We start from the raw sequence: 12,737 nt of genomic DNA, 5'->3' as shown, positions 1-12,737 counted from the left end.
TTTGTAATGTTTTGAATAAATGAAAAAGACGCGATAAATCGCGTCTCTACTATACTATTTCATACCTCCCATCATCTTCATCAAATTCTTTCCGCCTCCGCCCTGCATCATTTTCATCATTTTGCTCATTTGATCGAATTGTTTCATCAGCTGATTTACTTCTTCTATTTTTCTCCCGGAGCCTTTCGCAATTCGGGTTTTTCTTTTCATGTCGATAATCGTAGGCTTGCTTCTTTCCTTTGGTGTCATCGAGTGAATAATTGCCTCTATATGTTTGAAAGCGTCATCTTCAATCTCAACATCTTTTAGTGCTTTCCCCGCACCGGGAATCATTCCGACTAAGTCTTTCATGTTTCCCATTTTTTTCACTTGTTGGATTTGAGTCAGGAAATCATCGAAACCAAATTCATTTTTGGCAATTTTCTTTTGGATTTTTCTCGCTTCTTCTTCATCATATTGCTCCTGAGCTCTTTCTACCAATGAAACAACATCACCCATTCCCAGAATTCTTTCCGCCATACGGGCTGGATAGAACACATCAATAGCTTCCATTTTTTCTCCGGTTCCAATAAATTTGATTGGTTTATCGACAACTGATTTTATAGAAATGGCGGCTCCACCACGCGTATCACCATCCAATTTGGTTAAAACAACTCCGTCAAAATTCAATCTGTCATTAAACGCTTTTGCGGTATTCACTGCATCTTGTCCGGTCATCGCATCAACAACAAACAATGTTTCCTGAGGTTTGATTGCTGCATGAACATTGGCAATTTCGTTCATCATTTGTTCATCAATTGCCAAACGACCAGCCGTATCGACAATCACAACATTGAATCCGTTTGCTTTTGCGTAAGCGATGGCTTTAAGCGAAATATCAACCGGATTTTTATTTTCGGGTTCCGAATAAACTTCAACACCAACCTGGTCTCCAACAATATGCAACTGAGTGATTGCCGCAGGGCGATAAATATCACAAGCTACTAAAAGCGGTTTTTTTCCTTTTTTGGTTTTGAGGTAATTGGCTAATTTTCCTGAGAAAGTTGTTTTACCCGAACCTTGTAAACCCGACATCAAAATCACCGTTGGGCTTCCGGAAAGGTTAATTCCCGCAGCATCTCCGCCCATTAATTCGGTTAATTCGTCTTTTACGATTTTAACCAATAATTGACCCGGTTGTAATGTTGTCAATACATTTTCACCTATTGCTTTTTCCTTAACTTTTGTGGTAAAGTCTTTGGCGATTTTAAAATTAACATCGGCGTCAAGCAAGGCACGACGGACTTCTTTCAAAGTTTCGGCTACGTTGACCTCGGTAATTTTCCCATGTCCTTTTAGGATGTGAAATGCTTTATCCAGTTTATCGCTTAAATTATTGAACATAATGTATGCTTGTTTTAATGAAGTGCAAATTTAAGGATTTGATTCCGAAGTATGAAAGTATTGGAAATAAAAAAACCAGCATTTCTGCCGGTCGTTTTAATAATTTTATTAAGCACTATTTTAGAGATTAATCTCCATCATTATGATTTCCATCATCTTCATTGTCGTTTTCATCATCTGAATCATGATTCCCACATTCCGAAGTTGCATCGACTATGTCTTCTTCAAGTTGATGGTTGTTTTGAACCACTACAGTATGACCGTTCGCATCAACGATTGAAATTGGATAATTAATAGTTACATAGTTACTTCCTTCAACAGTTTCAAGTAAAACATATAAATCATGGTCATTATTGATAGTGACATCTTCAAGAACTGAATTATGGGTAGTAGAAATTACAAACGGATAAGTTAAGGAAACACAATTGATAGCGTTATCGTCATCGTCATTGCTTTCATCTTCGTCATTGTCAACATCATCACTTTCACACTGTTCTGTCAAAGCATGCAATTGTTCATTCGAGGTAACCACTTGTTGCGTGAAATCGGAGAAAATTATGGTTATTGGAAAAACAAATTCTAAGTGATCCTCATCATCTTCATGCTCATCAAAAAGATTGGCAACAGCTTGATAATCGGCTTGGGTTGCAACAACCACTTGAGTATTATTGACAATAACTGTAAACGGAAGTTGGACTGTAAAGCAACTGGTACTGTCAACAACATTGTCATTCGAAGTTCGTTTTTGGGAAACTCTTGATAACAATTTTTTCAGAGTAGAGTTTGCCGTAATCTTGTTTGAAGAGCCTGCGCTGTCATTTGAACAAGAATTCAAAGAAATCAACCCAATAAGGCTAATTAACATTAATAATTTTGATGCGTTTTTCATTTTTTTAAGATTTGGTTTAACATACAGAATTCATATAACCTTCAGCTATATATTTAAGAAACGTAAAATTAAGAAAAATATTGTCTTAAAAGCATATTTTTTTACATTCTTTCCGGAACTTCTATCCCAAGTAAATTAAAAGCAGACTTTATTGTTTCTGCAACTTTTTTAGAAAGCTGCACTCTGAATATTTTCTTTTTTAAGTTTTCTTCACCTAAAATGGAAACTGATTGATAAAATGAATTGTATTCCTTAACCAATTCATAAGTATAATTCGCAATCAAAGCTGGGGAATGATTGTTTGCTGCGTTTTGTATTGCTTCCGGATAAAGCTCGATTTGTTTTAACAGTTCTTTCTCTTTTGGATGCAGAGATGCTTCATTAGCACTCAGAATGACAGTTTGGTAATCGAAATCGGCTTTTCGCAAAATAGACTGAATCCGTGCATATGTATATTGAATAAACGGACCGGTATTTCCTGTAAAATCAACTGATTCTTCAGGATTAAAAAGAATTTGCTTCTTTGGGTCAACTTTCAGAATGTAATATTTCAAGGCACCAAGGCCAATCATTTTAAACAATCGGGCTTTTTCTTCTGCAGAATAACCTTCAAGTTTTCCTAATTCTGTTGAAATTTTTTCTGCGGTAGCAGTCATTTCTTCCATCAAATCATCGGCATCAACCACAGTTCCTTCTCTTGATTTCATTTTCCCTGAAGGTAATTCCACCATTCCGTATGACAAATGAAATAAGCTTTCTGCCCAATTGAATCCTAGCTTTTTCAGAATTAAAAACAACACTTTAAAATGATAATCCTGTTCATTTCCAACGGTATAAACCATTCCGCCAACATCTGGTAAATCCTTGACGCGCTGAATTGCTGTTCCAATATCCTGAGTCATATAAACCGCGGTTCCATCAGAACGCAATACAATTTTTCGGTCTAAGCCATCTGACGTTAAATCAATCCAAACTGAACCATCAGCATCTTTTTCGAAAATGCCTTTTTCCAATCCAAATTGCACCACTTCTTTACCTAACAAATAGGTATTACTTTCATAATAATAACTATCAAAATCAACTCCGAGATTTTTATAGGTTTGAGCAAAACCATCGTAAACCCATTGGTTCATTGTTTTCCAAAGTTTAATAACGTCAGGCTTTCCTGCTTCCCAATCGAGGAGCATTTGTTGGGCTTCCAAAATAATCGGAGCTTGTTTTTTTGCTTCGTCTTCTGTTTTTCCCCGGGAGATTAATTCACTAATTTGTGCTTTATATTCCTGGTCAAATTTTACATAGAAATTGCCAACTAACTTATCTCCTTTTAAACCGGCGCTTTCCGGTGTTTGTGCATTGCCAAATTTTTGCCAGGCCAACATCGATTTGCAAATATGAATTCCACGGTCGTTTATGATTTGGGTTTTATAAACCTTTTTTCCGGAAGCTTTGATAATTTCAGCGACAGAATATCCTAAAAGATTGTTTCGGACATGACCAAGGTGCAGAGGTTTGTTTGTATTTGGCGAAGAATATTCGACTACAATGGCTTTGTCATTTGGAGAAACATCAGTAAAACCAAAGAGTTCATTATCCTTTATCTCATTGAAAAAATTGAGATAATAATCATCTGAAACAACAATGTTTAAAAATCCGGATACAACGTTAAAGCGGATAACTTCGGCTATATTTTCCACTAAATAATTTCCGATTTTAGTGCCGATTTCTACCGGACTGCCTTTGATAACCTTTAACAAGGGAAAAATGACTAGTGTTATATCGCCTTCAAACTCTTTACGTGTGCTTTGAAATTCAACTCTATCAATTGTAACATCGAATAATTGCTGTGCTGTTTTTTGAACTGGTGAAGTAAGAATTTGTGAAAGCTTCATGGTAATTTCTTTAAGTTGGCAAAGATAATCATTACAGTATAATTCTGGTATGATAGAGCATTTTATAAAAATAGAGATAAATAGTATTCAAAATACTGTTTGTAAGTTTTTTATTTATTTAAATATAAATATTATGTATTTTATCGATATTATTTGTATTTAAATGATATTTGGTTAATATTTGTTTTGTCAAAATTCCCAGATTATGAAAAAGTTATTACTCTTAACCTCCATTATGCTTACTTCTTTTGGTTTTTCACAGCCACTGTCAGTGAGCACTACCAGTTACTCAGTGCCTCAACTGGTAAACAATGTGTTGATTAATTCACCATGCGTTAATGCTACCAATGTTACGTGGACCACAGGAACTAACTTTGGTTCTTCGAATGGAATTGGGTATTTCCAAAATACAAATCCGAATTTTCCGATGCAAAGTGGTGTAGTATTAAGCACCGGAAATGTATTATATGCTCCTGGACCAAATACTTCCATACTAAATGATGGCGCAACCACCTGGCCTGGTGATGCGAATTTAGAATTGACATTGGCAGCGGCAGGAATTTCTATGGTGTCAAAAAATGCTACTGTTTTAGAATTCGATTTTACGCCCATTTCTCCAAACTTCAGTTTTGATTTTATTTTTGCCTCTGAAGAGTATGGAAATTTTCAATGTTTATATTCTGATGCTTTTGCATTTTTATTAACTAATATGACAACGGGAGTTACAACTAACTTAGCCGTTGTTCCCAGTACTACTACTCCAATTTCTGTTGTAACTATCAGGGATTTTCTTTATAATTCTTCCTGTCCATCCGTCAATGCTCAATATTTTGGAAGTTTTAATGGCGGTTCTGGTGCCGCTGGTTCAGCAACAAATTTTAATGGTCAAACAAAAGTCTTAACTGCGGCTTCCGTGCTAACAGCAGGCGTGCCTTATCATATTAAATTAGTTATTGCAGACAGATTAGATCCACAGTCAGATTCGGCTATTTTTTTGTCTTCTAACAGTTTTAATGTAGGTCAGGACGTGTTAGGACTGGATTTAACTATTGCCGCGGACACAGCATTGTGTTATGGAACAAATCACACGATTGACACTGGTTTAAGTCCTTCTAATTATACATTTATTTGGAAAAAAGATAATGTAGTTGTGTCTGGAGAAACTAGTCCTACTTTAAATATTAGCCAGGCCGGCACTTATGAAGTAACTTATGATAATGTTTTTGATACATGTGTGCCTTTCACAGATTCAGTTGTTATAGAATATTATCCTGAAATTACATCTCCAAATCCTAATACAATTTATAAATGTGATTCGGGAGCTTCCACTTATGTTTACAATTTGGATTTAAATACTCCCGTAGTTAAAAACGGATTGGATCCTTTGACCAATGTTTCTTACCATATTTCCCAGAATGACGCTGATAATAATATAAATCCGCTTCCATTACTTTACAGTAGTCCAAGTGGTCAAACCATTTACGTTAGAATTCAATTACCAAATAGCAGTTGCTTTATTGTTAAATCTTTTCAGTTACTTGTTTCTCCTGGTCCGGTCGCTAATCAACCAAATGATCTAAATAAATGTTCAACTTCAATAAGTCAACTTCGAGCCCGTTTTAATCTTACTTTACAAGGAACCCAAATTTTAAACGGTCAATCGCCTGCGATAAATATTATTAGTTATTACACATCATTAAATAATGCCAATAATGGTGTTAACCCTATAAACAATTCTACATTATTTAACTCCACTGGGCAAACTATTTATGTTAGAGTGGAGAATGTTAGTGATTCTTCTTGTTTCAGCACTACTAGTTTTAATCTTATCGTCGATCCACTTCCTTTAGTTGACGACCTTGACGATGTACTAGTGTGTACCAGTTATACTTTGCAACCTTTAACTAACGGAAATTATTTTACAGGTTTAAATGGGAATGGATTTCCCTTATTTGCTGGAACATTAATTACACAAACTGAAACTATTTATATATTTAATCAGCCAGGAGGACCAGGTACTTGCGGAGCCAATAGTTCTTTTAAAATTACGATTGTGGATGAAAGTAGTTTAACCCCTCCCAATGTTACAAGTTGTGGAGAGTATACCTTACCCGGTCTAAACTATGGAAAATATTACACCGGACCAGGGGCATCAGGTTCACAAATCCCTTCGGGAACTGTAATTTCTGCCTCGCAAACTGTTTATTATTATTTCACTACCACGACACCACCAATCTGTATAGTAGATTCTAGTTTCAATGTCACAATTTTACCAAGTATTGAAGTTGGAACCAGACCAGATGTTTTTGAATGTGGTTCTTATACTTTACCCTCACTGACTTTAGGAAATTATTTTACTGGACATAGTGGAACCGGAACACAATTAGCAGCCGGAACTTTTATAACAACAAGTCAAACCATCTATGTTTATGCAACTACAAGCGGAACAAGACCATGCACTGATGAAGATGTTTTTGATGTTTTTATTGGAATGCCGCAACCAGCAGATATTGCTCAATGTAATGGATACATCTTGCCGGCACTTGCGATAGGAAACTATTACACTGGTCCAGGTGGGACAGGAACGCAAATTCCTTCTGGCACTGTAATAAATGATAGTTCTATTATTTATGTATATGCACCAACTACAAGCAGATCAAACAACTGTAGTGATAACTTACATTTTGTATTAAATCTTGCTCAACCCCAAATTGATGTCTTGCCCGATGTTTCTGTTTGCGAAAGTTATACGCTACCAGTTTTAACAAATGGTGACTATTTTACTGATATTGAAGGAACAGGAACAATGCTTTATCCCGGAGATGTTATTTTTTCAACACAAACCATTTATATCTTTAAAAGATTAAATGCAACTTGTTTTAATCAACACAGTTTTACTGTTACTATCAATCCACTGCCAGCTATTGATTCTCGTTCTGATATTGATATCTGTAACCAATACGTTTTAACAGCTTTAGCCGTTGGGGATTATTATACTGGCCCAAATGCAACGGGAACAATGCTTGCGCCAAATAGTGTTGTCACTTCTTCGCAATTAATTTATATTTATGCTATTTCAAATACAACTCCAGCTTGTAGTATTCAAAATACGTTTCAAATAAACATCTTTTCAACAACAGCGGATTCGTTACCAAATGTTACTGCTTGTGATAGCTATACGTTGCCAGTTTTAACTGCTAATAACCATTATTATACTGCATCTGGTGGTTCGACTGGTACTGGAACAGAAATATTGCCCGGCACCGCGATTACTTCAAATCAGACAATATATATATTCAAAGAATATTTAATTAGAACCTCTTTTTCCTGTCTTGATGAAAATATATTTACAGTAACCATTAATATTACCCCGACAATTAGTCCAATAGCAAACCCTTCAACTTGTAACTCTTATACTTTGCCACTATTGCCTATTGGGGATTATTATACGGGCACAAATGCTTCCGGAACCTTATTGCATGCAGGCGATGTGTTAACTTCGTCACAAACACTATATGTTTATGTGCATACTGCTACTTCGCCTGATTGTTCTAGTGAAAGAAGTTTTACCGTCACTATTTTTAACGTTGATAATTTACCAAATATCACTATTTGCGAAAATTATACATTACCCACTTTAATTGTAGGCAGATTCTATACGGGTCCGAACGGCACAGGAACAATGCTGGTTTCAGGAACTGTAATTAACAGCTCAATGACAATATATATTTATGCTATATCACCTTTCATTCCAAGATGTAGTGATGAAAGTTCTTTTACCGTGACAATTATTGATACGCCGGTTGCAAATTTAGTTCCTGTAACCATGCGAACTACATGTGACCTGGATGGTACTAATGACGGCATAGTTAATTTTAATTTATCAACATTATCAGCTACAATTCTGGGAACCCAAACAGGTAGTGAATTCAGTGTTACCTATTATGAAAGTCTGACAAACGCAACAACTGCATCAAGCCCGGTAACATCTTCTACTCAAACTTTAGTTTACGCCAGAGTGAGTAACTCATTGGCTCCAAATTGTTATGATGTAAAGCCGATAATTATTATTGTAAATAAACTTCCGGAACCCAAACCTGTTGACGGAATTGTATGTATAAACAGTGAAACCGGAACACTATTAAATGCCTACACAATGTATAGTGGATTAAGTGCTTCTATCCATTCATTTGTTTGGACAAATGAAGCAGGAACTACTATTGGCACTGGCACGAATTATCAGGCAATTGTGCCTGGATTGTTTACTTTAGTCGCTACAAATAATGCTTCGGGCTGTTCTTCAGTACCTGTAAATGTTACGGTTTCACCTTCTGAACCAGCACTCGTAACCTATGAGGTGAGCGAAGATTTTTCAGAAAGCCAATCTATAACGGTGACAGCAATCGGACAAGGAAATAATTTTGAATACCAGTTAGATAATGGTCCATTTCAAGACAGTAATGTTTTTGAGCATGTTCCATCAGGAATTCATATCGTAACTGTCAGAGATAAATATGGCTGCGGAATTACAAGCATTCAAGCTTTGGTTGTGAACTATCCCAAATACTTTACGCCAAACGGTGACGGATACAATGATTCTTGGAATATTAAAGATTTAGCTGGTCAACAAAATGCCCGTATTGAAATCTATGATCGTTTTGGTAAAATGCTTACACAAATAAAACCAAGTAATAGCGGTTGGGATGGAACCTATAACGGTCATTTAATGCCATCTGACGATTATTGGTTTAATGTTTCCTACACCGATGAAAATCAGGTTAATCAAGAATTTAAAGCTCATTTCGCTATGAAACGATAAGCTACATGAAACTTACTTTGTCAAAACTCCTGAATACTTTTCAGGAGTTTTTTTGTTAAAATTTGTAACAAGCTATGACTTTTAAAGTCTACTTGTGCATTAATAAAACCATTCAATCATAATGAAATTAAAATTTTTACTATTAAGTTTACTTTTCTTCTTTTCGTTTCTACAAGCCCAAAACGCCTCTCAAAGTGCATTCGCATTAGGCAGCATTTCGGGAAAAGTAATCGACAACAATTCTAAACAACCTATTCCTTACGTAAATGTCAGCGTTAAATTGGAAGGAAAAGTTATTACGGGCGGAATCACACAAGACAATGGAAATTTCAGCATCAAAAATTTGGAGCTAAAAGAATATACTGTTGAGTTCCAATTTATGGGCTATAAAAAGCAAACAGTTATCGCAAACTTAACTGATACCAATAAAAACATCAATCTAAATACTATTTCGCTCGTAGAAGATGCAGTTCAACTGGAAGGCGTAGAAATTGTCAAAGAAAAATCTACTTACGAGCAAAAAATTGACCGAAAAATTATAAATGTTGGTAAAGATTTAATTTCCGCAGGAGCAACGGCCGGAGAAATTTTAAACAACATTCCGTCAGTTAGTGTTGATGCGCAAACCAACGCCATTAGCCTAAGAGGTAATGAAAACGTGCGGGTTTTAATCGATGGAAAACCAACCAATATTGACCCTGCACAACTGCTTAAACAAATCCCATCGGCATCCATAAAACAAATCGAATTGATTACAAACCCTTCGGCAAAGTACAATCCGGAAGGAATGAGTGGAATAATTAATATCGTTTTACACAAAAATGCAAATCAAGGTTTTAATGGAAGTATTAACAACGGAGTAACATTTGCCAAAACGCCAAAAGTGAATTCGTCCTTCGACATGAATTACAAAGTTGGAAAATTCAATTTTTATGGAAATTATGGTTTTAATCACGGTTTGCAAAAGAACCATGGTTTTGTAAATAGCCATCAGCCTAGTGCTGAAAAAACGGTAGATTTTAATTTCGGAAATAAAAACACCTCTCATTTATATAAAATAGGTGTCGATTATTATTTGAATGACTTTAATACGTTGTCTGTTTATACGAACCAAAATCTTTACTTATCCAGCGGAAACAGTTCAACAATGGTAGACTACCAATCAAATGCTCTTACAGACATCCTTCAGACAAATGATAGTCACAGTAAAAACCCATCCGGAACTTATAATTTAGATTTTAAACATAAATTCAAAAAAGAAGGCGAAAATATTGAATTGGAAGCAAATTACAACCGAAACAAAGGCACTGAGCATTCTCAATTCGTTACGATTTCTGATGTCAGCACTTCGTATATAAACGACATCAACAGTATCAATAACAATACTAAAATCAATTTGGATTATACAAATCCATTGCCAAAGGACGCCAAATTAGAAACCGGTTTAGAAACTCGAATTGAAGACACCAATAATAATTTCGACAAAAATCAGGACTTTGATTCCGATTTTCATTATGAAAGAAAAATTCAATCTGCTTATGCAACATATGGCAAACAATGGACAAAATGGGGTTACCAGATAGGCGCGCGTTTTGAAAATTATACCGCCGACGCAAAATTTAATGCCGTTGATTCGGAAGACACCAACGGAAACGGAAACACTACTGAAATCATTACCGGCACTTTTAACGATAAAATAAATACCGTTTATCCAAGTGGTTATTTATCTTATAAACTTTCGGAGAAAAATTCATTTAATTTCAACTATTCGCGAAGAGTTGACAGACCAAGTATTGGCCAGGTAAATCCTATCAGAGAATGGAGTACGCCAACGATTAGTTCGGTTGGAAATCCATATTTGAAACCACAATTTACCAATTCTTTTGAATTGAATTATACCCGTAAAACAAAAATTGGTTCTATTTCAAGTGTGGTATTTTATCGAATGATTACTCAGGAAATTACGCGTTTGGTAGAAATTGATCCTAATGACAGCAACAGAAATATTTTGTCCTACGCCAACTTTAAGGACAACAATTCCTATGGTGCTGAAATCTCGGCAAATTTAGATTTTACAAAATGGTGGAGCGCAAACATCGGAACCGATATTTATTTCAAAAAAATAAGGGGAACCGTAACTGCTCAATTCATTGAAAAAGATGTTTCAATTTTCAACGGAAGAATCAATAATACTTTTAAAGCTACCAAAAACCTGCGTTTCCAACTTTTCGGAATGTATCGCGGACAAGAACAAGGGCTACAATTTTTAAGAAAAAGCATGTACAAAACCGATATCGGTGCGAGCTATAATGTACTAAAAGGGCAAGGAACCATCAGCGCGAGAGCAAGTGATATTTTTAACACCATGAATTTTAGCTTTGACGGAACATTGCCTTACAAACAGGAAGGTGCATTTTATTGGGAAAGCCGAAGTGTTTACTTAGGATTTAATTACCGTTTTGGTGGTGGGAAAAATGCTGCGCTACAAAGAAAACAACGTGATAAAAACGAAACCCAAGGTAGTGGCGGAATGATGTAAAATAGTTAATTTGAATTTAGTGTTAGGAAAAAGTCATCAGTGCAAGGATGGCTTTTTCTGTTTTTAAGTTTTAGGAGCACGGCAAATGAATATCTTAAGTATGCATCCTCCCGCTATCCGCTATATCTTTTTCCTCGTTTGACAACGAGAAAAAAGGATGCCGCTTCTATCGGGGCTAAAGACGCTACCACTTAATTATGGCACTCGCCCATGTAAATCCGCTTCCAAAGGCAGCCAAAACAACGGTATCATCTTTCTTTATTTTTCCCTGTTCCCATGCTTCAGTCAAAGCAATCGGAATTGAAGCTGCGGTGGTATTTCCGTACTTTTGAATGTTGTTAAAAACCTGTTCATCAAGTAACCCAAATTTCTTTTGGATAAACTGTGAAATCCTCAAATTCGCCTGGTGCGGAATCAACATATCAATATCGGAAACCTGTAAATTATTCGCCTGCAACCCTTCGTTGATTACTTCACTAAAACGAACCACCGCGTGTTTAAAAACAAATTGCCCATTCATATACGGAAAATAACTCTCATCATCAGGATTGTTTTCAGCTAAAATATCGGTAATCCATCTTCCTCCCATTCCGGGAGCTAAAACTGCTAACTCTTTAGCATGTTCACCTTCTGAATGCAAATGGGTGGATAGAATTCCGCTATCGTCATCGCTCCTACTTAACATAGCTGCTCCTGCCCCATCTCCAAAAATAACCGAAACACTACGCCCGCGCGTTGTCATGTCCAGTCCTAATGACTGTACTTCAGAAGCAACAACCAAAACGTTTTTATACATTCCGGTTTTTATGAATTGATCCGCTACAGAAAGCGCGTAGACAAAGCCCGAACATTGGTTACGAACATCTAAGGCACCGACAGTTTTCAAACCCAATTCCTGTTGCAAGGCAACGCCCGGACCGGGAAAATAATAATCGGGAGAAATGGTAGCAAAAACGATAAAATCAATTTCGTCGTTAGTAATTCCTGAACGTTCAATAGCGATTTTAGCTGCTTTTACACCCATTGACGTTGTCGTATCCTGACCGCGAATGATATGCCTTCTTTCCTGAATTCCGGTGCGTTCCTGAATCCATTCATCATTGGTCTCTATTATTTTTGACAAGTCATCGTTGGTAACTACATTATCGGGAACGTAAAACCCTAAGCCTGATATTTTTGAACGAAACATAATTTTTATTTAGTTATGCTAAGGTAAAC

Annotated in this window: 6 protein-coding genes; 2 read left to right on the top strand and 4 right to left on the bottom strand. The window is 36.1% G+C overall.

Annotated elements, in window-relative coordinates:
• Positions 1-54 precede the first annotated feature (54 nt).
• From ffh to argS, 3 genes are all read right to left on the bottom strand, one after another.
• On the bottom strand, positions 55-1,383 hold the full coding sequence (gene ffh, locus Q0Q99_RS01880; protein ID WP_293890608.1) for a signal recognition particle protein: 1,329 nt from the start codon (positions 1,381-1,383) through the stop codon (positions 55-57).
• 127 nt (positions 1,384-1,510) lie between these two features.
• Positions 1,511-2,272 carry a hypothetical protein gene (locus Q0Q99_RS01875; RefSeq protein ID WP_293890605.1) on the bottom strand — a complete coding sequence of 254 codons (762 nt, stop codon included), beginning with the start codon at positions 2,270-2,272 and terminating at the stop codon, positions 1,511-1,513.
• Positions 2,273-2,373: 101 nt separating this feature from the next.
• Positions 2,374-4,161, bottom strand: a complete 1,788-nt coding sequence (gene argS / locus Q0Q99_RS01870; RefSeq protein WP_293890602.1) for an arginine--tRNA ligase — start codon at positions 4,159-4,161, stop codon at positions 2,374-2,376.
• Between the two features lie 205 nt (positions 4,162-4,366).
• Between argS and Q0Q99_RS01865 the strand changes: the two genes are divergently transcribed.
• Positions 4,367-8,980, top strand: a complete 4,614-nt coding sequence (locus Q0Q99_RS01865; protein ID WP_293890600.1) for a T9SS type B sorting domain-containing protein — start codon at positions 4,367-4,369, stop codon at positions 8,978-8,980.
• Positions 8,981-9,101: 121 nt separating this feature from the next.
• Positions 9,102-11,519 (top strand): TonB-dependent receptor, encoded by a 2,418-nt coding sequence (locus Q0Q99_RS01860; RefSeq protein ID WP_293890598.1) that lies wholly within the window; start codon positions 9,102-9,104, stop codon positions 11,517-11,519.
• A 184-nt stretch (positions 11,520-11,703) separates the two neighbouring features.
• On the opposite strand, the gene Q0Q99_RS01855 is transcribed toward Q0Q99_RS01860, so the two are convergent.
• The gene (locus Q0Q99_RS01855; protein WP_293890596.1) at positions 11,704-12,708 is read right to left on the bottom strand and encodes a 3-oxoacyl-ACP synthase III family protein; all 1,005 of its coding nucleotides are present in this window, start codon (positions 12,706-12,708) and stop codon (positions 11,704-11,706) included.
• Positions 12,709-12,737 lie beyond the last annotated feature (29 nt).

The sequence above is a fragment of the Flavobacterium sp. genome (assembly GCF_025352425.1).
Lineage (GTDB): Bacteria > Bacteroidota > Bacteroidia > Flavobacteriales > Flavobacteriaceae > Flavobacterium.
Note: the sequence above shows the minus strand (reverse complement) of the source record. Positions and strands in the feature narration are given on the sequence as shown.

Coding starts and splice junctions, on each gene's coding strand:
- Q0Q99_RS01875 (WP_293890605.1), bottom strand. CDS start 2,272: ATGAAAAACGCATCAAAATTATTAATGTTAATTAGCCTTATTGGGTTG.
- Q0Q99_RS01865 (WP_293890600.1), top strand. CDS start 4,367: ATGAAAAAGTTATTACTCTTAACCTCCATTATGCTTACTTCTTTTGGT.
- Q0Q99_RS01855 (WP_293890596.1), bottom strand. CDS start 12,708: ATGTTTCGTTCAAAAATATCAGGCTTAGGGTTTTACGTTCCCGATAAT.
- ffh (WP_293890608.1), bottom strand. CDS start 1,383: ATGTTCAATAATTTAAGCGATAAACTGGATAAAGCATTTCACATCCTA.
- Q0Q99_RS01860 (WP_293890598.1), top strand. CDS start 9,102: ATGAAATTAAAATTTTTACTATTAAGTTTACTTTTCTTCTTTTCGTTT.
- argS (WP_293890602.1), bottom strand. CDS start 4,161: ATGAAGCTTTCACAAATTCTTACTTCACCAGTTCAAAAAACAGCACAG.